The sequence below is a fragment of the Metabacillus rhizolycopersici genome (genome assembly GCF_020075705.1).
Window position 1 is genome coordinate 1 of the sequence record NZ_JAIQUM010000031.1, and the last position, 25218, is coordinate 25218.

Annotated in this window: 19 protein-coding genes and 1 pseudogene; 16 read left to right on the forward strand and 4 right to left on the reverse strand. The window is 36.0% G+C overall.

Annotation, left to right across the window (positions count from 1 at the left end; genetic code table 11):
* Window positions 1-219 precede the first annotated feature (219 nt).
* Window positions 220-1479, forward strand: coding sequence for a M48 family metallopeptidase (locus K9V48_RS14145; RefSeq protein WP_224139618.1), 1260 nt, complete (start codon window positions 220-222; stop codon window positions 1477-1479).
* Window positions 1480-1577: 98 nt separating this feature from the next.
* On the opposite strand, the gene K9V48_RS14150 is transcribed toward K9V48_RS14145, so the two are convergent.
* On the reverse strand, window positions 1578-2480 hold the full coding sequence (locus K9V48_RS14150; RefSeq protein ID WP_224139619.1) for an AEC family transporter: 903 nt from the start codon (window positions 2478-2480) through the stop codon (window positions 1578-1580).
* Between the two features lie 618 nt (window positions 2481-3098).
* On the reverse strand, window positions 3099-3887 hold the full coding sequence (locus K9V48_RS14155; protein WP_224139620.1) for a DeoR/GlpR family DNA-binding transcription regulator: 789 nt from the start codon (window positions 3885-3887) through the stop codon (window positions 3099-3101).
* A gap of 486 nt (window positions 3888-4373) precedes the next feature.
* On the opposite strand from K9V48_RS14155, the gene K9V48_RS14160 reads away from it, so the two are divergent.
* From K9V48_RS14160 to fsa, 9 genes are all read left to right on the forward strand, one after another.
* Window positions 4374-5513: an MDR/zinc-dependent alcohol dehydrogenase-like family protein gene (locus K9V48_RS14160; protein WP_224139621.1), complete on the forward strand. Its 1140-nt coding sequence runs from the start codon at window positions 4374-4376 to the stop codon at window positions 5511-5513.
* A 331-nt stretch (window positions 5514-5844) separates the two neighbouring features.
* Window positions 5845-7110: an MFS transporter gene (locus tag K9V48_RS14165; protein WP_224139622.1), complete on the forward strand. Its 1266-nt coding sequence runs from the start codon at window positions 5845-5847 to the stop codon at window positions 7108-7110.
* Between the two features lie 217 nt (window positions 7111-7327).
* Window positions 7328-7789 carry a ribose 5-phosphate isomerase B gene (gene rpiB, locus K9V48_RS14170; RefSeq protein WP_224139623.1) on the forward strand — a complete coding sequence of 154 codons (462 nt, stop codon included), beginning with the start codon at window positions 7328-7330 and terminating at the stop codon, window positions 7787-7789.
* A gap of 1 nt (window position 7790) precedes the next feature.
* Window positions 7791-8795, forward strand: a complete 1005-nt coding sequence (locus K9V48_RS14175; protein ID WP_224139624.1) for a dihydroxyacetone kinase subunit DhaK — start codon at window positions 7791-7793, stop codon at window positions 8793-8795.
* Window positions 8796-8815: 20 nt separating this feature from the next.
* Entirely contained in the window at window positions 8816-9466 is a 651-nt protein-coding gene (gene dhaL / locus K9V48_RS14180) for a dihydroxyacetone kinase subunit DhaL (protein WP_224139625.1), read from the forward strand.
* Between the two features lie 270 nt (window positions 9467-9736).
* Window positions 9737-10708 (forward strand): class II fructose-bisphosphatase, encoded by a 972-nt coding sequence (gene glpX, locus K9V48_RS14185; RefSeq protein WP_224139626.1) that lies wholly within the window; start codon window positions 9737-9739, stop codon window positions 10706-10708.
* Between the two features lie 381 nt (window positions 10709-11089).
* A complete protein-coding gene (gene tkt, locus K9V48_RS14190; protein WP_224139627.1) occupies window positions 11090-13093 on the forward strand; it encodes a transketolase in 2004 nt (667 codons plus the stop codon).
* A 118-nt stretch (window positions 13094-13211) separates the two neighbouring features.
* A complete protein-coding gene (gene pfkA / locus K9V48_RS14195; protein WP_224139628.1) occupies window positions 13212-14177 on the forward strand; it encodes a 6-phosphofructokinase in 966 nt (321 codons plus the stop codon).
* Window positions 14178-14237: 60 nt separating this feature from the next.
* Window positions 14238-14906: a fructose-6-phosphate aldolase gene (fsa, locus tag K9V48_RS14200; protein ID WP_224139629.1), complete on the forward strand. Its 669-nt coding sequence runs from the start codon at window positions 14238-14240 to the stop codon at window positions 14904-14906.
* A 696-nt stretch (window positions 14907-15602) separates the two neighbouring features.
* Here the strand turns inward: fsa and K9V48_RS14205 are convergent.
* The gene (locus K9V48_RS14205; protein WP_224139630.1) at window positions 15603-16370 is read right to left on the reverse strand and encodes an SDR family oxidoreductase; all 768 of its coding nucleotides are present in this window, start codon (window positions 16368-16370) and stop codon (window positions 15603-15605) included.
* A 917-nt stretch (window positions 16371-17287) separates the two neighbouring features.
* Here K9V48_RS14205 and K9V48_RS14210 point away from each other — a divergent pair.
* Window positions 17288-17478, forward strand: a pseudogene (locus K9V48_RS14210) (isocitrate lyase); the annotation flags it as partial.
* A 251-nt stretch (window positions 17479-17729) separates the two neighbouring features.
* Here the strand turns inward: K9V48_RS14210 and K9V48_RS14215 are convergent.
* Window positions 17730-18368, reverse strand: a complete 639-nt coding sequence (locus K9V48_RS14215) for a GntR family transcriptional regulator (protein ID WP_224139631.1) — start codon at window positions 18366-18368, stop codon at window positions 17730-17732.
* A 254-nt stretch (window positions 18369-18622) separates the two neighbouring features.
* On the opposite strand from K9V48_RS14215, the gene garR reads away from it, so the two are divergent.
* The 5 genes from garR (at window position 18623) to K9V48_RS14240 (ending at window position 25181) form a co-directional block, all read left to right on the forward strand.
* The gene (garR, locus tag K9V48_RS14220; RefSeq protein ID WP_224139632.1) at window positions 18623-19516 is read left to right on the forward strand and encodes a 2-hydroxy-3-oxopropionate reductase; all 894 of its coding nucleotides are present in this window, start codon (window positions 18623-18625) and stop codon (window positions 19514-19516) included.
* Window positions 19517-19518: 2 nt separating this feature from the next.
* Window positions 19519-20967 (forward strand): four-carbon acid sugar kinase family protein, encoded by a 1449-nt coding sequence (locus K9V48_RS14225; RefSeq protein ID WP_224139633.1) that lies wholly within the window; start codon window positions 19519-19521, stop codon window positions 20965-20967.
* A gap of 220 nt (window positions 20968-21187) precedes the next feature.
* The gene (locus tag K9V48_RS14230) at window positions 21188-22024 is read left to right on the forward strand and encodes a class II fructose-bisphosphate aldolase (protein ID WP_224139634.1); all 837 of its coding nucleotides are present in this window, start codon (window positions 21188-21190) and stop codon (window positions 22022-22024) included.
* Between the two features lie 148 nt (window positions 22025-22172).
* Window positions 22173-23495, forward strand: coding sequence for a gluconate:H+ symporter (locus K9V48_RS14235; protein ID WP_224139635.1), 1323 nt, complete (start codon window positions 22173-22175; stop codon window positions 23493-23495).
* Window positions 23496-24173: 678 nt separating this feature from the next.
* Complete coding sequence (locus K9V48_RS14240) at window positions 24174-25181, forward strand: zinc-dependent alcohol dehydrogenase family protein (protein WP_224139636.1); 1008 nt, start codon at window positions 24174-24176, stop codon at window positions 25179-25181.
* Window positions 25182-25218 lie beyond the last annotated feature (37 nt).

Below are 25218 nucleotides of genomic sequence, written 5' to 3' on the forward strand. Positions count from 1 at the left end.
TCTTAACGGGCAGTAAGACTCCGACCTCAGGCTTCTGAGTGTACAAATACAAAGAAGATAGGTGGGAGATTAACTGCCCGTAAAGGTCCGATAAGTGCGAACTAACCATCAGTGGGGGATGAAAGAAAACCCCTACTGATAGAAGTCTTCTTTATGTTCTAATAAAATCATCACCAAACTAAACTAGAGGTAAGAGCTCGTTCAAGGGGGAGTGGCCAATTGAGGAAATGGTTAACAGGATCGATTTTTCTTTATTTTATCTATGGATTATTTATGTATTGGTATTTATTCGTCTTTTCTGGATCTGGTGTTCCGGCCCCTTATACGGGAACTTCAGCAGATCCAGCAACATTCATGTCTGGTCGAGAGCTGTTACTATCACAGGAATATTCTACAATAAAAAATTTCCTCTATTTTGTAACGGTACCGTTTGAATGGTTTTTATTCTTTGTTTTGCTTATCACAGGTATTTCACGAAAAATGCAGGAATGGTCGGATGCAACTACTAGGTTTTTTAGTCTGCAATCTGCAATATACTTTTTTTGGCTATCAATATTTGTAACAGTTCTGTCTTTTCCAGTTGAATGGCTAGGTTATCGAATTTCGAAGGCATATAATATTACGACTCAATCCTTTCCGGCATGGATGAAAGATCAAGTGATCGATTTTTGGGTGAATTATGCTTTAATGACAGTCATTGTGATTGTATTGTATTGGCTCATTAAAAGATTTGAGAAAAGATGGTGGCTGTATGCGTGGTTGCTCTCAATCCCGTTTTCGATGTTTCTAATGTTTGTTCAACCAGTATTAATTGACCCACTTTACAATGATTTTTATCCTTTGAAAAATAAGGAACTTGAAGAGAAAATTCTAGCAATGGCAAGTGAGGCTGAAATACCAGCAGAACATGTTTATGAAGTGAATATGTCAGAAAAGACGAATGCACTTAATGCTTATGTAACTGGTATAGGATCTAATTCACGAATCGTCCTCTGGGATACAACCCTTAATAGATTGAGTGATGATGAAATCTTGTTTATCATGGCTCACGAAATGGGCCATTACGTGATGAAGCATATTTATATCGGAATTGCTGGCTATTTATTAGCAAGCTTGGTTGGGTTATTCTTCATTCATTTATTAATGAGGCTTATGATTAAACATTTCGGAACGCTTTTAAAAATCCGTTCAATAAAAGAGTTAACAGCATTTCCGCTATTTTTAATCTTGATAGGGGTATTAACATTTGCCTCAAGTCCGATCGCAAATACAGTCGCGAGATATCAGGAAAAGTCTGCGGATATGTATGCAATTGAGATGACAAACAATCATGAAGCAGCAGTTAGTTCGTTTCAGGAGCTATCAAAAGCAGGGTTAAGTGATGTGAATCCACCGACACTTGTAAAGCTTTTTCGTTATACACACCCAACGATGCTTGAGAGAATTGTTTATTTGGAGGAGCATGGAGAGAAAGAATAGAAATGAGATGAATAAGTGGCCTTGTATAGTCTCTTAAGAGACTATACAAGGCCACTTATTTTCGTTTTTTATAAAAAGAAGAATAATGTAAAAAATGACTATAAAATAAAATTAGAAAAAATATACAATATCACAATACTAATTAAAATGGTTATATTAGAGATCGTGGCAATCAATCGAGTAGTAGTATATTTAAATTCGACAGCAAACGTTAAGGCTGATGATGCAACAGGTAATAACATTCCAATCAAGATTGTATATCGAAACATTTGATCGTATGGAAGGAAAAAATATAGGCCTAGTCCAACAAGTAAACCTAAACCATAACGGAAAGTTAAAAACTTCACTATCGGTTTAACAAATTGTTTTTCAAATTTAAAGTTCAAATAAAGTCCTAATAGTAATAATGATAATGGTATATTTGCTTTGGATAGTGTACTTGCAACATTGATGAACGTATCTGGTAATTGGATATGGCTATAATTTAAAATACTAGCAATAAGATAAGTCATTAAAGGAATTGACTTGCCAAGCCTTTTTAGAATTTCAAGTGGTTTAAGACTTAGCCCCTCTTCTGAAAAATAACTTCCTGAAATATAGGCGATCCCAAAAACTACAAATGAAGTTCCGACATCAAACATACTAAAATGCGTTAATCCATCCATTCCCCACATGGCAAAAACAAGGGGGAATGCAAATAAGCCGACATTAAATCCGGAAAGCATTAGAAAAGAACCTTTTAGTTCTCTTTCCTCATTTTTAAAGATAAATAGTCCGATGACTGTCGTAATTAATCCATAAACTAAGACAATGACTGGTAACAAAATTAAAGAAGTATCAATTTTTACAGAATCAAATGTAACGATGACTAAAGCAGGAAGTGTAATTTTAAAAATAATTTTTGCGATGACTTCCCCATCTTTTTCTTGTAAAATATTTAAGCGTTTTAAGAAATACCCAAGGGCAATGATCATGATGATATAAAGAAATTCTTGATTCATTTCAAATGCTCTCCTTCTAGATGTTAGATGTATCACAATTTGTGTGTCAATCCGTTTTTTTACTGACAATAAATATAAATCTCTGCCTTTCATTTTTACTACAGAATGTCTGAATTGAGCGCAATTCAATTTTTCTTAGTTCCTCTAAGCAATCTCTTGACTATCTGTTCTCATAAAACTAAATGTTAAATTCTATGCTCTTAGATTAATACAATAAGATTAAATGGATACGAAAAATTCTAACTTTTTTATTATCCCTTAAAAGGCTTTATGTTTCAAAGGATAAAATCTGAATAGCTTTACTAAAAATATATCTCCTTTCAATTCAATCACAAGAAGTTAAGAAAAAATTAATCAATTATTAGTTCTATTTAATTAAATGAATGAGCAGGAAGCGGAACTAATTTTCTAAGGGTTCCGGCTTAGTACATGAAGAGGATCGTAGGCTTACGGTAGAGGCGATAGTGAAATTTCTTACATCTACTGCTAGTGTATAAAACCATTCATAGTGTTTTAAGGAAAATGATGAAAGATAGATTAAAAAGGCTGACTCAAAAAGGTCGTTGTTAACGACCTTTTTGAGTCAGCCTCAATTTGTTTTGTGTGATTAAAAAATCTTTAATCATTTTCTGGATTTACTTGAGTTATTGTAATGTTTACATCTTTTAATTTTTGTGCAAAGTCTTCGGTGATTTCACCATCGGTAATGATGGAATCAATTTGGTCTATCGAAGCAAAGGATGCAATGGAGTTTTTGTTAATTTTTGTATGGTCGAGAAGAGCTATGACCTTATTAGAAGCATTGACCATTGCCTTTTTTAGTTCTACTTCATAAACACTAAAGTCTGTTAGTCCTGAATCTAATGAAAAGCCATTTGCTGAGGTGAACATCAGATCAATGTGAATTTGATTCAATATATTAATACCTAGGCTTCCCTCGAGAGAATGAGAACCTCTTTTCACGATTCCTCCGAGTAAAATAACAGTTATATCTGGATGCTCATTTAACTCTAGAGCAGTCTTGATGCCACTAGTAACGACAGTTAATTTAATGTTCTTGTCTGCTAAAATACGAGCAAGTTCTAGAGCGGTAGAACTTGCATCAAGCATAATACATTGCCCGTTTGAAATAAATTCAATTGCTTTTTTGGCTATGGCCGTCTTTTCATCTTTGTTTTTTCCTTCTCTTGTTGAAAAACTAATTTCACTATCTAAATGATCGGTTAACATGGCTCCTCCGTGTGTTCGCTTTAGAAGGCCATCTTCTTCTAATTTAGTAAGGTCTGTTCTTAATGTGGCTTCTGAAACATTAATTTCTGTTGAAAGGTCTTTAATTGTAATTCTCTGTCGCTCATTTAACATATCCATAATTAATTTTCTTCTTTCTGGTGCAAACATCTTACCCATTATATCCCCCTATGTGTCAGTTAAATTGAAATTTATAATAAAGAATCCTGTGCATATTTAAAAAAATGATTTGTAGTTTTTTTCTTACTATACTAATATTACATCATTTTTCTGCTCTGATGTAAAACTTTTAGAGAAAAAAGAGAGGGAATCAATAATAAATAAAAAAAAGATTGACTAAACAACAAATAAAGTAATAAAATGAAAACAATAGCTAGTAAGTGAAAAAAATCAGTAGAATATGAAAGTTGTAGTTATAATAAATGAAAAGGACGTGGTGAACAAAAATTTACATAAATAGGCTAAATGTCTTGGTAAACTTTTTAAAGCAATATAGAGAAAGTTAGGAAATGTAAGCGTTCAATAAAGTGATTTCAAAAAAATAGAAAAAACAAGAGTTTATTTTATTTTAATACTACTTATAATTGAAACTGCAATTCTTTTAAAAACCGCAGCATATTTAACACAAAAAAGGAGAGATTCATCATGTGTTCAAATTCAAATACCCTAACAAAAAAAGATTTTACTAACTTAGTTATTCCAAAAACAATGAAAGCTGTAGTAGCTTATGCACCAGGAGATTATCGCTTTGAAGAAGTGGCTGTTCCTGAGATTGGTGAAGGTGAGATGCTAGTAAAAGTTGAAGCATGTGGAATTTGCGCGGGAGATTTGAAAGCGTTTGATGGTGCTCCAAGTTTCTGGGGAGACGACCAGCAACCCTCTTACATCAAAGCTCCAATGATTCCTGGCCATGAGTTTATTGGTCATGTTGTTGCTTTAGGTGAAGGTGTTGAAGGGTATGAAATCGGAGATCGTGTCATTTCTGAACAAATCGTTCCTTGTTGGAAATGCCGTTTTTGTAACCGTGGTCAATATTGGATGTGTGAAAAACACGACCTCTATGGCTTCCAAAACAATGTAAACGGCGCAATGGCTGAGTATATGAAATTTACAAAAGAAGCGATCAACTATAAAGTTCCAGAAGATTTGCCTATTGAAAAAGCTATTTTGATTGAGCCATACGCGTGTTCTTTCCATGCAGTTCAACGTGCGAACATTCAACTTGGAGATGTAGTAGTACTAGCAGGATCAGGAACTTTAGGACTTGGTATGATAGGTGCTATTAAGAAATCAGGTGCTGGAAAACTAGTAGTATTAGATTTATTTGAGGACCGTTTAGAGCTTGCTAAGCAATTTGGTGCTGACATCGTTATTAATCCAGCGAAAGAAGATGCAATTTCAATTGTTAAAGAATTAACAGATGGATATGGATGCGATATTTATATAGAAGCAACTGGTGCTCAAAAATCGGTAGAACAAGGCTTAACGATGATTCGTAAGCTAGGTACATTTGTAGAATTTAGTGTATTTAAAGATCCAGTAACAGTTGACTGGAGTATTATCAGTGATCGTAAAGAGCTTGATGTATTAGGTTCTCATTTAGGTCCATATTGTTATGAGCCTGTTATTACAGGTATATCTAACGGCGATCTTCCAACAGAAGGTGTTGTTACACATACATTACCGTTAGAAGAGTTTGAAAAAGGTTTCCAACTAGTTAAAAATGGGGCTGAATCATTAAAAGTGGTTCTTAATCCTAATTTATCCCACCTTAACGGGCAGTAAAACTCCCACTTCAAGATTCGAGAGAAGCAAAGAAGATAAGTGGGAGATAACTGCCCGTAAAGATCCGATAAGTTTCGCTAACCATCAGTGGGGGATAAAGAAAACCCCCACTGATGGAAGTCTCACTTTATAAGAATAATAGAGAGCTGTTATAGTAATTGAAGTTCGAGAGGGCTGATACTCAGCTAATGAGGCATCCCTCTTCTTAACCTTTAATAAAAGGAATGGCTGCATCATAGAGAAAGAAAGCGCTTAAATTAGGTGTTTAGTTATATGTTGAAATTTATAAAAAATTTCTAACGTATAAATTCTAGTAGAAGGATGTGTGGCAATGAATCAAGGTGGTTTATTAGGTAAATTGGGCATGGATAATAAGATGGCACTTGGCTATATCGGGGTTTTACTTTTTATGATGGGAGATGGCCTTGAATTAGGGTGGTTGTCATCTTATTTGACAGACAATGGTTTAACTGTCCAACAGTCTGCTTTATTGTTCAGTGTTTATGGTTTTGCCGTTGCGATTGCTGCATGGTTATCAGGTGTACTTGCAGAGGTTTTAGGACCTAGAAAAGCAATGATGATAGGTGTTTCTATGTTTGTAGTAGGAACAATTGTTTTCTTAACTATTGGGATTCCAACAATGAATTTAGCAGTAATGATTCCTACTTATTCACTTAGAGGACTTGGATATCCGTTATTTGCTTACTCATTCTTAGTGTGGATTACGTACTATGCACCTAGTGATAAGCTAGGAACAGCGGTTGGGTGGTTCTGGGTTGCATTTGCAGGTGGTTTAAATGTATTAGGTGCGTATTACTCAAGTTTTGCACTACCAATCTTAGGTGAAATGAAAACGCTTTGGAGTGCATTAATTTTTGTTGCATTAGGTGCAACAATTGCGATCCTTTTAAATAAAGATGAAAATAGTGATCAGAAGAAGTTCGAAACGAAGGCAGATGCATTTAAATATATTGCAAAGGGAATTACAATTGCTTTTGAAAAACCAAAAGTGGGTTTAGGTGGAATTGTTAGAGCAATTAATACTGCTGGTGCTTATGGATTTGTTGTTTTCCTACCTGCATATATGATCGAAATTGGCTTTACTAGAACTGAATGGTTACAAATTTATGGTGCACTTTGGTCAAGTAATGTCATTTTTAACCTAATTTGGGGTGTAATAGGAGATAAATTAGGGTGGCGTAATACGGTTATGTGGTTTGGTGGAATTGGATGCGCGATCTTTACAGCGGGGCTTTACTATGTACCATCCATTATGGGACCGAACTACATAATGACAACTTTAGTAGCGATATGTTTTGGAGCTTGTTTAGCTGCGTATGTTCCTCTTTCTGCATTAATTCCATCGTTGGCTCCAGAAAATAAAGGAGCAGCAATGTCTATACTCAACCTAGGTGCAGGATTAAGTCAATTTATTGGGCCTGTAATTGTTGGCGTTTTCATTGCTAGTGTAGGTACAGTTGGTATTATTTGGATTTTTGTGGGGTTATATTTAGTTAGTTCTTTGCTTATGATTTTTGTTACATTACCGAAATCAGGTAAAGAAAAAGGAGTAATTGATGTAAAAGTAGCACAGTAAATTTAATTGAAAATTAAATACAAAAATAATTAAGAACGTCTTTTGAAGGCGTTCTTAATTATTTAGTGGAAAAGACCATTTTGAAAGTAATCAAAAATAAATGAAAATAAAAACAAAAATATTATTGACAATTTTAATGATAAATGAAAAAATGTAAGTATAAAAGTTAAGTTATACGATATAAACCTATTAAACTAAGAGTAAGGGGCAGATACAAATGAAAATTGGATTAGGATGCGATCATAACGCTTTTGAAATGAAAGAAACATTAAGAGAATATATTCAAGAATTAGGACATGAAGTGTATGATTATGGTTGTAAAGCTTGTGTTGAAGTAGATTATCCTGAAGTTGCATTTGAAGTAGCGAATGATATAAACGATAATAAAATTGATAGAGGTATTTTAGTATGTGGTACAGGAATCGGTGTTGCGATTGCAGCGGGGAAAATTCCAGGTATACGCGCAGCATTATGTCACGATACGTATTCAGCTGAGAGAGCTCAAAAAAGTAATAATGCGCAAGTTTTAACAATGGGTTCGAAGGTTATCGGGATTGAACTTGCAAAACAAGTTGTTAAAACGTATCTTGAGTCAGAATTTCCTGGAGGGAATTCAGCTAGAAAGGTTCAACAAATTATCGATAAAGAACAAGAATTATTGAAAGGGGCAAATGTTTAATATGAAAAAACTAATTAATAATCCTACACATGTTGTTGATGAAATGATAGAAGGGTATGTTAAAGCGTTTCCGAAGCATGTTAAACTATTACCAGAAAATAAGCGTTCAATTGTTACTGCGAAAGAAACTCGTCCAGAAAAGGTCGGAGTACTTATTGGCGGGGGCTCTGGTCACGAACCGGCTTTTATGGGATATGTTGGAGATGGAATGGCAGACGGAGTAGCCGTTGGTAATATTTTTGCTTCTCCCCCGCCGGACCCTATTCTTGAAGTGACAAAAGAAATCGATAAAGGCGCTGGTGTTGTTTACATTTATGGTAATTATGCTGGTGACGTGATGAATTTTGGAATGGCAGCCGAATTAGCAGATTTAGAATATGGTACAAACATTGGAACAGTACTAGTAACTGATGATGTAGCGTCTGCTCCAAAAGAAGAAAAAGAAAAGCGACGAGGAATAGCTGGAGAATTTTTTGTAACAAAGGCTGCTGGTGCAGCTGCAGACAAAGGTTACAGTTTAGACGATGTCGTAAGTGTAGCTAAAAAAGCAAATGAATACACGCGTACGATGGGTGTTGGATTAACTCCTTGTTCTTTACCACAGACAGGTAAACCTAGTTTTGAACTTGAAGCTAATGAAATGGAAATAGGTCTTGGACATCATGGAGAACCAGGGATAGAGAAAGGTGAGTTACAACCAGCAGACCGAGTAGCAGACCGTTTAGTACAAGAAATTTTAAATGATATGCCAATAGGCAGTGGTGAAAAAGTAGCTGTTCTTGTAAACGGTTTAGGTTCTACTACACAAATGGAATTATATATCATGTTTAGAAGAGTCGAACAAATCTTAAGTGAAAAAGGAATAGAAATTCACAGATCATATGTTGGCAGTTATAGTACATCTTTAGAAATGGGTGGATGCTCTGTTACAATTACAAAGCTAGATGATGAATTAATGGAATTAGTAGATTATCCAGCTGATTGTCCAATGTATGTACAAAGATAAAACCTAAGGGGGAAAACGAAATGAAATTTAGTGCTGTAGACTTAAAGATATTTTTAAAAAATGTAGTTGAAGTAATGGAAGATAATAAAGAATATTTATCAGAGTTAGATCGTAAGCTTGGAGATGGTGATCACGGTGTGACAATGTCAATCGGTTGGCAAGCGATTGATGAAAAATTAAACGAAGAACTAGTTGCGGAAGAAGATTGTGGGAAGATTTGTATTACTACAGGTCGTACTTTCTTAAGTGCTGTAGGATCTTCTGTTGGACCATTATATGCTACAGGATTTCTAAGAGGAGCTAAAGTTTTCCAAAATAAAACAGAATTAACTGGAGAAGACTTGAAAGATTTCTGGGTAGCATTTATTGAAGGAATTAAAGAGCGTGGAGGAGCAGAAGTGGGCGATAAGACAATGATCGATACACTTTATCCTGCTTTGGAAAGTTTAAAATCCAATTTTGAAAAGGAACAAGATTTTGTAAACGCATTTACAGAGTCAGTTGCTGCTGCACATAAAGGAATGGAATCAACAAAAGACTTACTATCTAAACGTGGAAGATCAAGCCGTTTAGGTGAGAGATCATTAGGAAATCAAGATCCAGGTGCTACATCAGCTTACTTAATTCTTGAAACATTCTTAACTACAATTAACTCGGTTCAAACGGTATAAAATGAAGGGTCTAATCTGATTCACCTATTGTCAACTAAACGAAAGATTAATAGGTGAATCTTGATTAGACAAAACAGCTTTTGCATGAAAGGTAGCAGATCATATGCTTTTTGTAGGGAGCTATCGAATAATTTATTAACATTAAAGTAAATCCTTCTTTGGTTAGAATTAATTATATAGGGAAGTTCAATGAATTTAATGTATATTTATAACTTAATATGTATATTTATACAATGTTGATAATTTTAACGTTACTAGGAGGAAATGATAATGTACCCTAAAACGGATATTCGCAGTAAAGAGAATGTGCAAGGATTAGCCATGGATTTCTTATCGGTTGCTCAACAGGCAGCGATTGCATCCTATCCTTGGGTTGGGAAAGGAAATAAACTGGAGGCTGACGGTGCAGGGACTGAAGCAATGCGCAATCACATGAATACGATCGAAATGAGTGGGACGATTGTTATTGGAGAAGGAGAAATGGATGAAGCTCCAATGCTTTATATCGGAGAGGAACTTGGAACTGGGAATGGACCAAAAGTCGATATCGCTGTTGACCCTGTCGAAGGAACAAATTTAATGGCAAAAGGACAGGATAACTCATTAGCAGTTATTGCTGTTGCAAGTAGAGGCAGCTTATTACACGCTCCAGATATGTATATGAAGAAGATCGCTGTAGGTCCAAAAGCTAAAGGTGCAATCGATTTAAATCTTTCATTAACGGAAAATATGTTATCAGTAGCTAAGGCTTTAGGTAAGGAAGTTAGTGAATTAACAGTGATGATACAAGACCGCGAAAGACATGAGGAACTTATCAATCAAGTATTTGAACTTGGTGCAAGAGTCAAGCTATTTTCAGATGTTGATATTACTGGAGCAATTGCTACTGCAATTGAAGAAATGGATGTTGATATATTAGTAGGAACGGGTGGAGCCCCAGAAGGAGTACTTGCTGCAACTGCACTAAGATGTTTAGGTGGAGATTTTCAAGGTCAGCTTGTCCCTCAAACTGATGAAGAGTTCGCTCGGTGTATAAAGATGGGAATTTCTGATCCAAATAAAGTACTAACAATAGAGGAGATTGTTAAATCTGATGATTGCTTTTTTGTAGCAACTGGAATCACAGATGGAACTCTATTAAAGGGTGTAAGTAAAAAAGAAAATGGTGTTATGTTAACACATTCGTTTATTGCTGTTGGAGGTAAGAAACAAAGTTACCAATTTATTGAATCACGTGATTAATAATAGAAAACAAGGTTAAAAGTCACCCACTTTCCTATAAAGCAAAAAATCTAAATGAACATGTAGGTTTTCTCTTGAATCAAAGTTCTCAAGGTTATCCCGCATTAACGGGCAGTAATACCCCACCTCTAAGCTTGAGTGAATCACAAAGAGGCGAAGGTGGGGGATAACTGCCCGTAAAAGCCCGATAAGTCTCGCTATCCATCAGTGGGGGATAAGGAAAACCCCCACTGATGGAAGTCTCACTTTATAAGCCACTCAATAATAGAAGGGCAGGAAGCCATCCTTCTATTATTGAGCGTTTTATGCAATTTTTATGGATTTAAGATACGTACCTCTCAGAAGGAAAGATTCTAAACATTTTATTAGGAGGAAGTAAATATGATTGAACAAAAGGTAAATATCGATCAGTTATCTATTCATACAATTAGAACATTATCAATTGATGTAATTGAAAAAGTAGGCTCAGGTCATCCAGGTATGCCGATGGGGGCTGCACCAATGGCTTATGCACTTTGGTCAAAATTTATGAATTATAATCCAAATAATCCAAACTGGTTTAACCGCGACCGTTTTGTGTTATCAGCGGGTCATGGTTCGATGTTATTATATAGTCTACTTCACTTAACTGGGTACGACGTTTCTATCGATGACTTAAAGAACTTTCGTCAATGGGGAAGTAAGACTCCTGGACATCCGGAGTATGGTCATACGCCAGGTGTTGATGCAACAACTGGTCCGTTAGGGCAAGGGATTGCAATGGCAGTCGGAATGGCTATGGCTGAGAGACATTTAGCAGCAACTTATAATCGAGATGACCTTAACGTCGTAGATCATTACACATATAGTATTTGTGGTGATGGAGACTTAATGGAAGGTGTATCTGCTGAAGCGGCTTCATTAGCAGGACATCTTAAACTTGGTAAATTGGTTGTTCTTTATGATTCAAATGATATATCACTTGATGGTGAACTTAATATGTCATTTAGTGAGAATGTTGAAGACCGATTTAAGGCATACAACTGGCAAGTCATCCGTGTAGAGGATGGCAATGATGTAGAAGCAATCTCTCGAGCGATTGCAAAAGCGAAAGCAAATACAGAACAGCCAACTTTAATTGAAGTAAAAACGGTCATTGGATATGGTTCTCCCAATAAAGGAGGTAAATCTGCTTCACATGGTTCACCACTTGGGAAAGATGAAATACAACTTGTAAAAGAACATTATAAATGGACCTATGAAGAAGACTTTTTTATCCCAGAAGATGTCAAGTTACATTTTGAAGAACTTAAAGAAGCGGCAGAAGTGAAAGAGGGAAGATGGAATGAACTATTCTCACAATACGAGGAATCATATCCATCACTTGCTAAGGAATTAAAAATAGCAATCAATGGTGAGTTACCAGAAGGTTGGGATTCGGATGTTCCGGTATACCGTGTAGGAGAAGATAAACTAGCATCTCGTGCATCTAGTGGTGAAGTTCTTAACGCACTTGCTAAAAATGTTCCTCAATTATTCGGTGGATCAGCTGATTTAGCTTCTTCTAATAAAACATTATTAAATGGAGAAACAGATTTTAGTAGTAAAAATTATAGCGGTAGAAACATCTGGTTTGGTGTTCGTGAATTTGGAATGGGAGCGGCTGTTAACGGAATGGCATTACACGGTGGTGTAAAAGTTTTCGGTGCAACATTCTTTGTATTCTCTGACTATTTGCGTCCTGCAATTCGTTTGTCAGCATTAATGAAGCTTCCTGTTACATATGTATTTACACATGATAGTATTGCGGTTGGTGAAGATGGACCAACACATGAACCTATTGAACAGCTAGCAGCATTACGTGCGATGCCTGGTGTATCTACAATTCGACCAGCTGATGCGAATGAGACAGCAGCTGCATGGAAGCTTGCACTAGAAAGTAAAGATGAGCCAACAGCTCTTGTTCTGACTCGTCAAGATTTACCAACACTTGTTGATTCCCAAAAAGCCTATACCGGTGTGAAAAAGGGAGCATATATTATTTCTGAAACAACGGGTGAGGTTGCTGGTTTCCTATTAGCTTCTGGATCTGAAGTTCCGTTAGCAGTTGAAGCGCAAAAGGCTTTAGAAGAAGAAGGTATTTTTGTATCAGTTATTAGTATGCCAAGCTGGGACCGATTTGAAAAACAATCGCAAGCCTATAAAGAAAGTGTTCTTCCGAAAAATGTGACAGCACGACTTGGAATTGAGATGGGGGCTTCCTTAGGTTGGAGTAAATACGTTGGAGATAACGGGGCTGTTCTAGCAATTGATCAATTTGGGGCTTCTGCACCTGGAGAAAAAATTATTGAAGAATATGGATTTACAGTTGAAAATGTTATTTCTCAATTTAAAAAGCTTATCTAATTATTGAATTTAAACAGAGGATAAAGAAACTATATTATCATTTTTTGGCAGAATTAACCGGTAGGTAATCTGCCATTTTTTATATCAGCATGTCTTTAAAAACATGGAGGTAAGAAGAATGGAGAAAATTGCAGTATTAACCAGTGGTGGCGATGCACCAGGGATGAATGCGGCCATTCGTGCTGTCGTTCGAAGGGGAATCTTTAAGGGGCTAGATGTTTATGGTGTACAACGTGGTTTTAAAGGTTTAATTGACGGGGACTTTGTGAAAATGAACCATGGCAGTGTAGGTGATATTATTCAGCGGGGCGGGACAATTTTACAATGTGCACATTTTGAAGATTTTGAGACGGTTGAAGTTCAACAGCAGATGTTAGCTCAACTAAAAGAAAACGACATTGATGGCCTCGTTGTAATTGGGGGGAATGATTCCTTTAAGTGTGCGGGGAATTTGAACGCTCAAGGATTCTCTACAATTGGAATTCCTTCAACCATTGACAACGATATGGCGGGGACGGAGTATACAATTGGATTCGATACAGCAGTAAACACAGCTGTGAAAGCCGTTGATAACATTCGTGATACCGCATTCTCTCATGATCGTAATTATGTTATTGAAGTTATGGGACGTCATGCTGGTGATATTGCGCTATGGTCAGGAATGTGCTCAGGGGCAGAATCGATTATTATTCCGGAAGCCGATCATGATTTAGAGGATGTTGTTGACCGTATTAAGCGAGAATATGAGCGTGGAAAGACACACAGCATTGTAGTGGTCGCAGAAGGGGTAGGGAAAGGAATCGGGAGAGAGGTGGGGAAACTTATTCAAGAAAAAACAGGCTTTGACACAAAAGTGATTATACTAGGCCATGTTCAACGTGGAGGCTCCCCTAGTGCTTACGATCGGATGAGGGGCAGTCAGATGGGAGCAAAAGCCGTGGATTTATTAGTAAAAGGAGAAAGAGGTGTAATGGTTGGATTAAAAAATGGTGGGCTGATTCATACGCCATTTGAGGAAGTTGCCAAAGAAAAACATCTGCTTGATTTGAATGTCCACCAGTTAGCAAGAAGTCTCTCAATATAGGTCTAAAAAGCCTAATGAAAATACAAATGAATTCTATATAAAAAGGAGATGTAACAAGACATGAAATTTTTCATTGATACTGCAAATCTTGAAGATATTAAAAAGGCATATAAAATTGGGATTTTATCTGGTGTTACAACGAATCCATCATTAGTAGCTAAAGAAGGGATTAAATTCGAAGATCGAATCACTGAAATTTGTCAAACAGTACCTGAAGTAGAATCTGTTTCAGCGGAAGTGACTCCTGAAGCAGTGACTGCTGAAGAAATGATTGCAGAAGCTGAAGAATTGATAAAAACTAATAATGGGGACAAGAACATAACGATTAAACTTCCAATGACTATACCTGGGTTAGAAGCTTGCCGTTATTTAACCAAAAAAGGAGTAAAAACAAACGTTACTCTTATCTTTACTGTGAATCAAGCGCTTTTAGCCGCTCGAGCTGGCGCCACATATGTTTCGCCATTTTTAGGTAGGTTAGATGACATTTCTGAAGATGGAGTTCTATTAGTAGAAAAAATTGCTCAATTATTCCGTGTTCATCAAATAAATTCACAAATAATTGCTGCTTCTGTGCGCCATCCTGATCATGTAACACGTGTAGCTATGGCAGGCGCTCATATTGCAACGGTTCCATACTCAGTCATTGAGCAACTTTCAAAGCATCCTCTTACAGATCAAGGGATCGAAAAATTTGCTACTGATTGGGAAAAGGCTCCAAAACGTTAAGTGCATTTAACATTAAGATTGATATAGATTTATTTCATTCTTAACGGATAGTAATAGGAGGATAGAACAAAACGGTCAGACTCTTTTGTTCTATCCTCCTATTTGTCGTTTCTTAATCTATGGAAATTTCATCGACCGTCATATACTAGTCCTCTATTTGAAGAAGTAACAACGACAAATACTGTAATTATTCAAGGTGAAAGCTTCTTTGTAGTAGACCTGTTTGTTTTAAAGCAAAACCCGTTTTAAATGTCATGACGAACCGAGAGAATTATGTATGAGGATATAGATGAACAGATTGAAAGTAGAGGAAATAACACCGTATCCCTTCATGATAAGTATGTGCTTAAGTTTGCTAGCCTGTTTGGAGAAATAGAGGGATCAGATTGATAATCAGGATAGACAACATCGGAAACGAGGCATAGCAATAAATACTATACCTCCAGGATATATGGATTTTAACTCTTGCTATTTAGGAAATTATAAAATTCTTGTACTGTGGATAAGCGCACGACATCAAGCGTAAGCGTCCGACCCCGAAGCACAGGACGTGCAAGTGCAGTCAATGCGACAGGACGTCGCGTTCTTGACTGCCTCTTGGGTCTACAGCCAATCAGGAATTGAAGGTAAAAACCACCTTCTATTCCTGATCGTCTTATTTGCCCGAGGCTGATTAAGGCGCTTGCGCTTTTGTTCCTATTTAATCGTATTTCCACCATCCATTACCATATTTTCACCTGTAATTAAATTTGTTGCATCGCAGGCCAAGAATAAGGCAATAGCAGCAACTTCTTCAGGGTATCCAAAGCGTCCGAGTGGAATTTCCCTTTTAGCTTTTTCACCTTTTTCTCCAGCCCATGCCTTTTTGCCTAATTCAGTTAAAACAACAGTAGGTGAGATAGCGTTTACTTTAATGTCAAATTGAGCCCATTCATAAGCAAGTACTTTAGTCACCCCAAGAATCCCAGCTTTACTTGCAGCATAAGCGACGTGATTATCTAATGCAATAAGTGCTGCCTGAGAAGCTAGGTTGATAATGTTACCACCATGTCCTTGTTCAATCATTATACTACCGACTTTCTGGCACATTTTAAATGATCCAGTTAAGTTAAGATCAATCGTTTTTTGCCAGTAATGATCTGAAATGTTTTCTGCATCATCGAGTAATACAATTCCAGCACAGTTTACGAGAATATCAATTTTGCCGAAATGTTCTTTTACTTGCTGGATTGCACTGTCCATACTTTCATTATTGGTAACATCGCATTGTATACCGATAGCGTTTACTGGACTTAATTCCTTAGCAATATCTTTCACATTATCGTTTAGGTCAAGAATAGCAACTTTTGCCCCTTTTTCTAGGTATAATTCTGATACAGCTTTTCCAATTCCACTGCCGCCACCTGTTACAATTGCGACTTTTTCTGTAATATTGAAGTTTTTATCGAATCCTTGAAAACCCATAGATCATCTTCCTTTCTAATTGTGCGATTTGTTTGCGTTTTCATTGCGTTTGAAAAAATTATTATCAGAGAAAAATATGATTCTACATCATATAAATAAAAATCTTCTAACCTATTTTTCTCAGAAAATCAATTTTCTGTAGAAAACATACTATCGATATTTAAGTAATCCAAAATATTGATAGTATGTTTTCATTTTAATACAATTATTATTGTTTTTTCAATATTTATTTTTGTTTTTGATTGATTGTTTTTTTATTATTTTCATTTATTGTTGTTTATCGATTTTTTATTTACATCTTATTTAATAATTTATTAATTTTTATATAACTACTATTTTACTTGATAATATTAACGAACCTTGGAAGAACGTTTTTCATAAAACTTAAGAATGTAGATAGGATCAAGAAAGTAGATGTAGCACCTAGAGCTTATACGCCAAAAGATTTGTCCCTAAACGGCTGGGACTTCCTTTTTTAGATACAAGATATTTCGTAAAATAATCAGGTAGGTGCTGATTAGTGAAATGGTGGAAGAAGCAAGGACAATTGTAGGGTGGGAGCCGAATGTAGTTGTAAGAATTACGATGACAGCTTGCCTTCTTGGGGTCACTTTGAAGAAAAAGCCCAATCATATGAAGATAAAGTAATTCCAGTAAATGTGAAAAAAGTTTAGCGATAAAGGTATAGTACTTGGAAGCTAATGATATTAGAAATGTTTGTTAATAATGGTGAACAATAATTTGATACAAAGGACTTGATTTACTTAGTTAGGTCGATTTACCGATTAACAATGTATATAGAATAGCCAGAAACTATTAACCGACTAATCATTTTTCTTAATCGTGAATTAGTCGGTTTGTGTTAAGTTACTGTTTTTTATGTAGATATTTACTATTAATTTAATTGCCGTAATCATTTGGCGGCTTATTCTGAGATTCAACAAGAGGAATTTGCAAGTGAAGTTTATGGTTACAGGGCGACAAGGCATCAATGTGAGGTTGGAACTGGATATTTTGATGAAGTAGCTCAGACGATTTCTGAGAGGCATTGTCTACTACAGCATTGAAAGGTTCTACTGAGGCGGAGCAATTTACAAAATATCAATAAAATAAAATTAGCAAAAATATCAAATATAACGATACTAATTAGTATCGTTATATTTGATATAGTGGCAATTAAACGAGAGGTGCTATATTTAAATTTAATTGTAAATGGTAAGGCAGATGTAGCAACAGGTAGTAAAAGTTCGATTATGATTGCATAGCGAAACATTTGATCATAGGGAAGGAAAAAATTATACCACCAACCCCAAAGTAGACCCAAACCATATTGGAAAGTTAAAAATTTTACCTTATTATTCATTTGTGACTTGAACTACTTAAAATGTGTAAGCAAAAATCTAAATCTGCTTGAAGATGGTTCTTCATCAGGAGTTCAGCTGCCTGCCCATCTCTAGCTTTAATGGCTTCATAAATCTCTTCGTGTTCATCATTTAAACGTGGGCGATTGTGGAGTACTACGGTCTTACGAAAAAGATAGATAATTGACTTCATTCTGTCTATTGTATCGATCATAATAGAGTTCCCACTGGCCTGAACAATAATCTCGTGAAAACGTTCATTAGCTTCCATAATTTCGTTAATTGTTCCTTCTCTTCCAATATTAATACACTCTGAAAGTGTAGTTAAATCTTCCTCAGGCAAATAAGTTGCTGCTGACTGTGCTGAGAAACCTTCTAGAAGAATCCGTACTTGAAATAAATTACGCAAATCTTTCTCAGTAGGCTGGACAACCTTTTTATTTACGATGAGTCCTTCATATCCTAGTTGTCGAAGAGATTCCCTAATAGGGGTACGGCTATATCCTAAATCCGTTGCAAGTTTTTCCTCAACTATTTTCGTTCCACCTGGTATATCTCCATTTAATATCCTGTCACGAATCACTTCATATGCTTGATGATAAGCAGGGCGAGACTTTTCCTTGTTGTTTCGATTCATATTGTTCACTCCTATATCCCACAACCTAATTACCAATAATTTATCAAAAAAAGTAAAAGAAAGATAGGTTAAATAAGAGAATAACACCAAATGTATACAAAAATAATAAAAATGTATACAAAAATATAATTATGGTATACAATGATGTTCGTGAAAAGTTTTTGCGAGCGCATTCATGAGACAACAGTAATCAAATTAATTAATTTTTTATATTGAAAATAAGGAATAATTATCATAAGTTGGGAGGATTTAATATGACAAAAAAAATTGGTTTTATCGGTTTAGGGATTATGGGTAAGCCTATGGCATTGAACTTATTGTCAAAAGGATTTCAGGTGACAGTTAACGATCTTAATAAAGAAGCGGTACAAACATTGGTCGATTCAGGTGCTGTTGCTTCTGAATCTCAAAAGATGATTGGTGAAAGTTGTGAAGTTATTATAACTATGCTACCTGCTTCACATCATGTGAAACAAGTGGTTTTAGGTGATAATGGCGTTCTTAGTGGAGCAAAACAAGGTACTGTAGTTATAGATATGAGTTCAATATCACCAGTGGTTTCAAAAGAAATTGCAGCAGAAGCAGCTAAAAAAGGTGTTGAAATGCTAGATGCTCCTGTAAGCGGAGGAGAACCAAAAGCAATAGATGGAACGTTAGCCATCATGGTAGGTGGTAAGGAAGAAGTTTACGAACAGGTGAAGGATGTTCTACACGCAATGGGCTCAGATGTTACATTGGTAGGTGGAAATGGAAGCGGAACTACGGCGAAATTAGCTAATCAAGTGATTGTTAATTTAAATATTGCTGCCATGTCAGAAGCCTTAGTATTAGCAGCTAAAGCTGGTATTGACGTCGAAAAAATGTATCAGGCAATTAGAGGTGGACTTGCAGGAAGTGCTGTACTAGATGCTAAAGTTCCATTAATCCTAGACCGTAACTTCGTAGCTGGTGGAAGAATTGATATCAACTTGAAAGATATTACGAACGTTATGGAGACAGCTCATGATATTGGAGTACCAATGCCATTATCAAGTCAATTATTAGAAATTTTCCATGCTTTGAAGGTCGATGGAAAAGCAGCAGACGATCATGGTGGTATTGTTCAATATTTTGAAAGACTTGCGAATGTGGAAGTAAGGAGAGCTTAATGATGAACACAATTAGTAGTACTGAGAAGAGATTAGTAAAAGATGTTTTTGATAATATACCAGCAGTAGATGTCAACGTTGTAAATGACATGCTGGAAAAAGAATTACTTGACCTTAACAAAAAAATCATTGTGCTTGATGATGATCCTACAGGTGTTCAAACCGTTCATGGTATTTCCGTTTATACTGATTGGTCAGTAGACAGCATTGAAAAGGGGTTTAACGAGGAAAACTCTATGTTTTTCTTACTGACAAACTCTAGAGGATTTACAGCAGCTGAAACGGAAAAAGCACATAAAGAAATCGCTTCAAATGCGTTAGAAGTTGCTAAGAAACTAGATAAGGATTTTATCATCATTAGCCGCGGTGACTCTACGTTAAGAGGTCATTATCCTCTTGAAACAAAGGTGCTAATGGAAACAATCGAATCAGGTTCTGACATTAAGTTTGATGGAGAGGTAATCCTTCCATTTTTTAAAGAAGGCGGCCGTTTTACTGTTGATAATATCCACTATGTCCAATATGAAGATTATTTGGTACCAGCTGGTGAAACTGAATTTGCGAAAGACAGAACATTTGGTTTTACAAAGTCTCATTTAGGTGAATGGGTTGAAGAAAAATCAAATGGTGAATTCAAGGCTGAAAACACTACCTATATATCACTTGAAAGTTTAAGAGCGCTTGATGTAGAAACAATTACAAACCAATTACTTGAAGTCACTGATTTCAATAAAGTAGTCGTAAACGCTGTAGACTATGTTGATGTAAAAGTTTTTACAATTGCCCTCGTAAAGGCAATAAAATCAGGTAAGCATTTCATGTTCAGAAGCGCAGCTGCTTTCACTAAGATAATAGGGGGAGTAAGTGACAAAGGCTTACTTACTAGAGCTGAATTAGTAGACGAAGAATCCAATCATGGCGGTTTAATTCTTGTTGGCTCTCACGTTAAAAAGACGACTGAGCAGCTAGAGGAATTAAAAAAATGCGATTTCATTGAATTTATTGAATTTGATGTTCATCTTGTTTTACACCCTGAAAAGTTCGAAGCAGAAGTAGATCGAATCATTGAGGCATGTGAAAACTTTGTTCGTTCAGGTAAAACGGTAGCTGTGTATACAAGACGAGAAAGACTAGATCTTGGTGAAAATAAACAAGAAGAAGAATTAAAACTTTCTGTGAAAATTTCAGATGCCGTTACAAGTATTGTTCAAAGAATCAAAGTAAGACCTAGATATATTGTTGCTAAAGGTGGTATTACCTCAAGTGATATTGGAACAAGAGGTCTCGAAGTAAAAAGAGCAACGGTAGCTGGTCAAATTAAGCCTGGAATCCCTGTATGGTTTACTGGAGAAGAAAGTAAGTTTCCAGGAATTACATATATCATATTCCCGGGCAATGTAGGAGCTAAGACTACTCTAAAGGAAGCTGTTGAAATTTTAGATAATAAATAGGAAAAGGTTTATCAGCTTGAAAAAATAGAATACGTATACGACTGCATCATTTTACAATGATGGTGTAAGTTCGTATGCGTTCCATTAATTAGTATTTAGAAAACGAATACAACCGAATCTATGCCATTATAAATAGATTTCAAGGAATAGCTAAGAGATTAGCACTCGCTTTTCTAAAACTCAATAGCGAGTTAAACATAATACTTATGGGGGATTAATAATGTTAGCGAATACAATCGATGTATTAAAGAATGCACAAAGTGGAAACTACGCTGTTGCAGCTTTTAATGTATATAACTTAGAAACCGTTCAAGCTGCTATAAACGTTGCAGAAAAGGAAAATCAGCCAGTTATTATTGCTTTAGGGGAACGTTACTTCCCTACAGTAGATGTTGAAGGGTTCGCTGCAATGGTTAAAGCAATGGCTGAAAAAGTTAGTGTTCCCGTTGCTCTTCATTTGGATCATGCTTATGAAAAAGAATCGATCATCCGAGCAATTCGATGTGGCTTTACATCCGTAATGTTTGATGGATCAGCATATGATTTGGAAGAAAACATGCGCCGTACAAAAGAAATAGTGGAAATTGCTCACATGGCGGGTGTATCTGTTGAAGCTGAGATAGGGTCGTTAGCAAGAGGTGCATTCTCTGACGAAGAGGAAGGTGATGGAACGCTTACAGACCCACAATCTGCTAAGGAATTTGTTGCAGAGACAGGTGTAGATTTTTTAGCTGCTGCCATTGGAACTGTACACGGCATGTATAAGGGAGAGCCTAAAGTCGATCTTGACCTTTTAGAGAGCATTCGCCAAGCTATTGACGTCCCACTTGTTCTTCATGGGGGATCTGGAACACCTGATGAAATCATTAAAAAAGCTATACAATCGGGAATATGTAAAATCAATGTAAACACAGAAGTATCCATGGCTGCCGTTTCTCATTTACAAAACTATTTTGAAAAGAAACAAATGGAACATCTTTCTACGATTATGTCAGACATGCAACAATCAATGGAGCCTGTCATGACAAAATTCGTTAAGTTGTTTTCTAATAAATAACAAATTCGATAAGGTTATTACGATAGAAAAAAGGCGAAAAATGGTTCATATAGGAGTGCTAATTGGTTGATAATCAATTGGTATTCCAGACCATTCAAAAGAATACTTATCATTGTTTTAACATAACTAAAAGAAAGAAGTGAAGAAAATGCCAATAGTTTCTATCTGTATAGGGGTTGCCCTATTATTAGTATTAATGGTTATCTTTAAGTTAAACGCATTCATCTCTTTGATTATTGTTGCACTATTCGTAGGTATTTTGGAAGGGATGACACCACTTGATGCGATGACATCTATCCAAAATGGTTTAGGTGGAACACTTGGAAGTCTCACGATGATCATCATTTTTGGAGCTATACTCGGTAAGTTGATGACCGATTCTGGTGGGGCTCAACGAATCGCGACGACACTTATTAAAGCATTTGGGAAAAAGAGAGTTCAACTAGCTGCCGTTCTTACAGCCTCTATCGTGGGAATCGCCCTCTTTTTTGAAACAGGCGTAGTTGTATTGATTCCGTTAGTATTTACGATTGCTGCTGCAGCAGGTGTACCTATATTATACATCGGTTTACCTGTTATCGCTGCCCTTATCACGATGCATGGTTTTGTGCCACCGCACCCAGGACCAACAGCGGTAGCATCTGTTTTTGATGCGAATATAGGTAAGACTTTAATATATGGGGTTATCATTGCGATTCCTGCCATAATTGTTGGTGGGCCATTATTTACGAAGCTGTTTAAGAAAGAAGATTTGGAAGTAGATATTCCAAAAGAGCTATTTAATCCTAAACAATTTAAAGAGGAAGAAATGCCTGGGTTTGTTACCAGTCTTCTTACATCCCTCATGCCAGTGATTCTGATAGCTTCTAAAGTATTTGTAGAAATTTTTATTCCTACATCACCGATCATGCCAGTGGTTGAATTTATAGGTAGTCCGAATGTGGCTCTTTTACTCTCTGTTATTCTTGCTATCTTTACCTTTGGTCTTAATCGCGGTAAAAAAATGAACGAAATTATGCATTCCCTTTCAGAATCGGTTAGCGGAATAGCAATGATTTTATTAATCATTGCTGGTGGCGGTGCATTCAAACAAGTACTGATTGACAGCCACATTGATAAATTCATTGCTGATATCATGGCTGGATCAACGCTTTCTCCGTTAATTCTTACTTGGCTTATCGCTGCTATCCTAAGGGTAGCAATAGGTTCTGCTACCGTAGCTGGTATGACAGCCGCAGGGATTGCAGCACCTCTTGTCGGAGCGACAGGTGTAAGTCCAGAACTTATGGTTTTAGCTGCTGGTGCAGGAAGCATAACTTTCTCGCATGTAAATGATGCAGGCTTTTGGATTTACAAGGAATACTTTAACCTTTCAATAGGCAAAACGATTAAAACGTGGTCTGTAATGGTTACGATTATTTCTCTAGTAGGACTAGCGGGTGTATTAGTTATAAATATGTTTATATCATAATGAAATTTGATTTGATTTTGAGTTAAATCTTGACTACGCTTATTCAATCAAATTTTTATGTGAAATGATGAATTAATATTGGATTAAAAAGAAAGAGTTCCTTTTCAAGAAACTCTTTCTTTTATTTACAATAGAAGAAATCCGTCAAAAAAACAGCCTTTGCTCAACTGGAGTAAAAGCTGTTTTTTTGATACGGGGGATTTTTGAACAGGATCACTAGTTTTCTAAAGTTATTTATGAAAGATGACAATAAAGGTGTGAAGTTTTTACTTAAACTACCATGTAATGATGTGATTTTCTTTCATTTTCGTTGCTTATGGAGTTAATTTTCGAGGAATCATGAAGCTAAGTTCATCCATCAACTATTTGGAATTGCTACATAAGGCCTGATTCTATTAGGAAACTATACGCCTCTTTCAAACAAATACAGTCTTTGCACTAGAACTAAATTTGTCACGTTTACATTATGACAAAACTTAGAGAACTAGAGCATGTAAATCTGATTTTCTAATGCTAGAATAAAATATGTAAGCGGGAACAAAATGAGAGGCTCATACGGATCTCAAAGGTATTGACCGATTCATTGTGATTAAAAATACGATATAGGGTTGGTATACCGTATATGAAAAGACAAATGTTATAAAGCTATAAAACTTATATATGTTGGAGGAATATAGAATGAAAGCATTAGTGATTGAGAGACCATTTGAAGCAGTTATTAAAGAAGTTCCTTATCCAAAACCAGGTCCAAATGATGTAACGATTAAGGTTGAAAATGTTGGGATTTGTGGTACAGATGTTCATATTTTCAAAGGTGAGTTTATTTCTCCATATCCAATTATCCCAGGTCATGAATTTTCAGGTGTGATTCATGAAGTCGGGGAAAAAGTGACGAAGTTCCAAGTCGGTGATAGGGTAACAGCGGATCCTTCTCTATTTTGCGGAGAGTGTGAATTTTGCTTAACAAACAGAGGAAACCAATGTGAAAATTGGGGAGCACTTGGAAATACAGTTAATGGTAGTATGGCGGAATATGTTAAAGTTCCTAGTAAAGGTGTTGTAAAAATACCTGATAAAATGTCATTTGAAGCTGCTGCATTTGTTGAGCCAATGGCTTGTGTTGTTCATGGTATGAATCGCCTGCAACTTCAAGTTGGAGATCGTGTGTTATTATTTGGTGCAGGAGCAATGGGACAACAGCTTGTGCAAGCAGTTAAAATGGCGGGAGCATCTGAGCTTGTTGTTACAGATATTTCTCAAGAAAAATTAGACTTAGCGTTGGAATGGGGAGCAACGAAGGGTGTGTTAAGCCAAAATCTTTTTGAAGAACTTGGACGGGACAACTATCCTTATGGATTTGATGTGGTAATTGATGCAACGGGAATTCCAGCGGTTATTGAACAAGCATTTGAATTTATGGGACCGAATGCAAAATATTTGCAGTTTGGTGTAACCCCTGAGAACTCAAGCGTGAAAATAGATCCTTTCAAACTATACAATAAAGATTGGACAATATTAGGTTCAATGGCTATTAATCACACATTTTTACCTGCATTCCAATGGGTAAAAGAGGAAAGAATCAAAATTGACCACTTAATTTCAAAGAAAATTTCGTTAGAAGAAACAATTGACTTCTTAAAAGGACCAAGAAGTTCTGATATTTTAAAAGTTCAAATTAAATTATAACTTGTAAGGTATTACAACGTTTTTAAAGTTGATTGCA

What these genes read in the sequence shown, in the direction of transcription:
- K9V48_RS14160 (WP_224139621.1), top strand. Translation starts at nt 4,374, where the DNA reads ATGTGTTCAAATTCAAATACCCTAACAAAAAAAGATTTTACTAACTTA.
- K9V48_RS14230 (WP_224139634.1), top strand. Translation starts at nt 21,188, where the DNA reads ATGTTAGCGAATACAATCGATGTATTAAAGAATGCACAAAGTGGAAAC.
- K9V48_RS14150 (WP_224139619.1), bottom strand. Translation starts at nt 2,480, where the DNA reads ATGAATCAAGAATTTCTTTATATCATCATGATCATTGCCCTTGGGTAT.
- glpX (WP_224139626.1), top strand. Translation starts at nt 9,737, where the DNA reads ATGTACCCTAAAACGGATATTCGCAGTAAAGAGAATGTGCAAGGATTA.
- pfkA (WP_224139628.1), top strand. Translation starts at nt 13,212, where the DNA reads ATGGAGAAAATTGCAGTATTAACCAGTGGTGGCGATGCACCAGGGATG.
- tkt (WP_224139627.1), top strand. Translation starts at nt 11,090, where the DNA reads ATGATTGAACAAAAGGTAAATATCGATCAGTTATCTATTCATACAATT.
- K9V48_RS14155 (WP_224139620.1), bottom strand. Translation starts at nt 3,887, where the DNA reads ATGGGTAAGATGTTTGCACCAGAAAGAAGAAAATTAATTATGGATATG.
- fsa (WP_224139629.1), top strand. Translation starts at nt 14,238, where the DNA reads ATGAAATTTTTCATTGATACTGCAAATCTTGAAGATATTAAAAAGGCA.
- garR (WP_224139632.1), top strand. Translation starts at nt 18,623, where the DNA reads ATGACAAAAAAAATTGGTTTTATCGGTTTAGGGATTATGGGTAAGCCT.
- K9V48_RS14235 (WP_224139635.1), top strand. Translation starts at nt 22,173, where the DNA reads ATGCCAATAGTTTCTATCTGTATAGGGGTTGCCCTATTATTAGTATTA.
- dhaL (WP_224139625.1), top strand. Translation starts at nt 8,816, where the DNA reads ATGAAATTTAGTGCTGTAGACTTAAAGATATTTTTAAAAAATGTAGTT.
- K9V48_RS14175 (WP_224139624.1), top strand. Translation starts at nt 7,791, where the DNA reads ATGAAAAAACTAATTAATAATCCTACACATGTTGTTGATGAAATGATA.
- K9V48_RS14205 (WP_224139630.1), bottom strand. Translation starts at nt 16,370, where the DNA reads ATGGGTTTTCAAGGATTCGATAAAAACTTCAATATTACAGAAAAAGTC.
- K9V48_RS14240 (WP_224139636.1), top strand. Translation starts at nt 24,174, where the DNA reads ATGAAAGCATTAGTGATTGAGAGACCATTTGAAGCAGTTATTAAAGAA.
- rpiB (WP_224139623.1), top strand. Translation starts at nt 7,328, where the DNA reads ATGAAAATTGGATTAGGATGCGATCATAACGCTTTTGAAATGAAAGAA.
- K9V48_RS14215 (WP_224139631.1), bottom strand. Translation starts at nt 18,368, where the DNA reads ATGAATCGAAACAACAAGGAAAAGTCTCGCCCTGCTTATCATCAAGCA.
- K9V48_RS14225 (WP_224139633.1), top strand. Translation starts at nt 19,519, where the DNA reads ATGAACACAATTAGTAGTACTGAGAAGAGATTAGTAAAAGATGTTTTT.
- K9V48_RS14165 (WP_224139622.1), top strand. Translation starts at nt 5,845, where the DNA reads ATGAATCAAGGTGGTTTATTAGGTAAATTGGGCATGGATAATAAGATG.